Source organism: Psychrobacter sp. Ps7 (assembly GCF_022129225.1).
Taxonomy (GTDB): domain Bacteria; phylum Pseudomonadota; class Gammaproteobacteria; order Pseudomonadales; family Moraxellaceae; genus Psychrobacter; species Psychrobacter immobilis_A.
Genome location: NZ_JADQAH010000071.1, coordinates 1 through 2,375, shown reverse-complemented (window position 1 = coordinate 2,375; position 2,375 = coordinate 1). Strand labels below are relative to the sequence as shown.

Below are 2,375 nucleotides of genomic sequence, written 5' to 3'. Positions count from 1 at the left end.
AACAATATTTAAGTTAAATCCAATTTAAATACCTTTTCACATCTATTTAATTTGGGTTTATCGAAGCGCGAAAAAATCAGGTATATATTTATGAGCAATATAAATGTAATGCGCGCTCTTATCGTAGAGCACCAAAATATTGAAGCGAATAGCTACGCAGACCGTACTACTCAGTCTCTAGCTCAAGAATTAAAAGATCGCTCAATTGAAATCATCACTGCAACCTCTTATGACGATGCGAAAGCTATTATTATGGCGAATCAAATCGACAGCTTGGTGCTAGCGCTTGATAAAACTGAAGAACAATTAACAAATTCAACTGAAGAACTAGAACTTCTTGCTGTACTTAAAGAGCGTCAAGCTGAAGTGCCTGTATTTGTTCTAGCTGAACGTGCTCGTACTTCTGTTCTTGCTAACCGCAAGCTAATGGAACGTATCGACGAGTGTTACTCAGTACTTGAAGACACTGCAGATTTCGTTGCTGGCCGTATCGTTGCTGCAATGAAGCGTTACCGTGATGTTGTTATTCCTCCATTTATGAAAGCGATGATGGAATACAACGACGTTCACGAGTACTCATGGTCTGCTCCTGGTCACCAAGGCGGTATCGGTTTCACTAAGACTCCAGCCGGTAACCAGTTCTACCAATTCTACGGTGAAAACCTATTCCGTACTGATATGGGTATCGAACGTGCTTCTCTAGGTTCTCTACTAGACCACACTGGCGCATTCAAAGACTCAGAAGTAGAAGCAGCGAAAATCTTCGGTGCTCACGAATCTTACTCAGGTATCGTAGGTACTTCTGGTTCTAACCGTACTATCATGCAAGCGTGTCTAAAAGATGACGACGTTGCTATCTGTGACCGTAACTGTCACAAATCAATTGAACAAGGTCTGATCCTAACTGGTGCTCGCCCTGTTTATATGACACCTAGCCGTAACTGCTACGGTATCATCGGTCCAATCAGCAAAGCGCAAATGAGCAAAGAGTCTCTAGCGAAGAAAATTGCTGAGAAAGCACCTGAATTTGACCTAAACAAAGATAAAGCAAGCTACTCTGTAGTAACTAACTGTACTTATGACGGTATGTGTTACCACTCAGAAGTGACTGAAGCACTTCTTGCTGAATCTGCAAGCCGTATCCACATGGATGAAGCTTGGTTTGGTTATGCTCGCTTTAACCCTATCTACAAGGGTCACTTTGCGATGCGTGGCGATGCGAAAGACCACAAAGGTCCAACAGTATTTGCAACTCACTCAACTCACAAGTTGTTGAACGCACTGTCTCAAGCATCTTACATTCACGTTCGTAACGGTGAAAACGCTATCGACTTCGATCGTTTCAACCAAGCGTACATGATGCACACTTCAACTTCACCACTATACGCAATCTGCGCATCTAACGATGTTGCTGCGAACATGATGAAAGGTGAAAGTGGTCTGTCTCTAACTAACGAAGTGGTTCGTGAAGCGGTTATCTTCCGTCAAAACGTACGTCGTCTATTCAACGATTACACTTCTGAAAACGATTGGTTCTTCAAGCCTTGGAACGCAGAAACTGTTACTGAAACTAACGGTGACAAAGTGAAGTTTGAAGACGCATCTGTTGAAGCGTTAATGACAGTTCAAGACAACTGGAAACTACACCCAGGCGATCAATGGCACGGTTTCGATGACATCGATGATGACTGGTGTATGCTTGACCCAATCAAGGTGAGCCTACTAACTCCAGGACTTGATGACAAAGGTCAATTCCTAGATAAAGGTGTTCCTGCAGCACTTGTTAGCGCATACCTAGGTCGTTTCGGTATCGTACCAACTCGTACAACTGACTTCCAAGTAATGTTCCTATTCTCAATGGGTATTACTAAAGGTAAACGTGACACACTAATCAACACCTTGTTGTCATTTAAGCGTCACTACGATGCAAACGCAGATCTAGAAGTGATTCTACCTGAGCTAGTTGCAAGCAACCCTGCAGCTTACAAAGGTCTTGGTCTGAAAGATCTAGGTAACAAGATGTTTGAATACCTAGTTCGTCACAACCCAGGTCAAGTGCTAAACAACGCGTACTCAAGCCTACCAGAAATGGAGCTTAAACCACGTGATGCTTACCAGATGATCGTATCTAACGACGTTGAGCTAGTTGCTTCGGATGAACTTGTTGGTCGTGTTGCAGCGCACTCTGTTATCCCTTACCCACCAGGCATCCCAATGCTAATGGGTGGTGAAAACTTCGGTGACGAAAACAGCCCACAAATCCAGTACCTAAAAGCGCTAGAAGCTTGGGATGAAGAGTTCCCTGGTTTCGAACACGAAACTGAAGGTGCTGAGATCGAGAACGGTAAATACCACGTTCTATGTATCAAAAAAGA

Annotated in this window: 1 protein-coding gene; it reads left to right on the top strand. The window is 43.4% G+C overall.

Annotated elements, in window-relative coordinates:
* Positions 1-90 precede the first annotated feature (90 nt).
* Positions 91-2,375, top strand: a 2,285-nt coding sequence (adiA, locus tag I3257_RS14030) for an arginine decarboxylase (RefSeq protein WP_068946809.1), incomplete at its 3' end; no start/stop codon positions are given.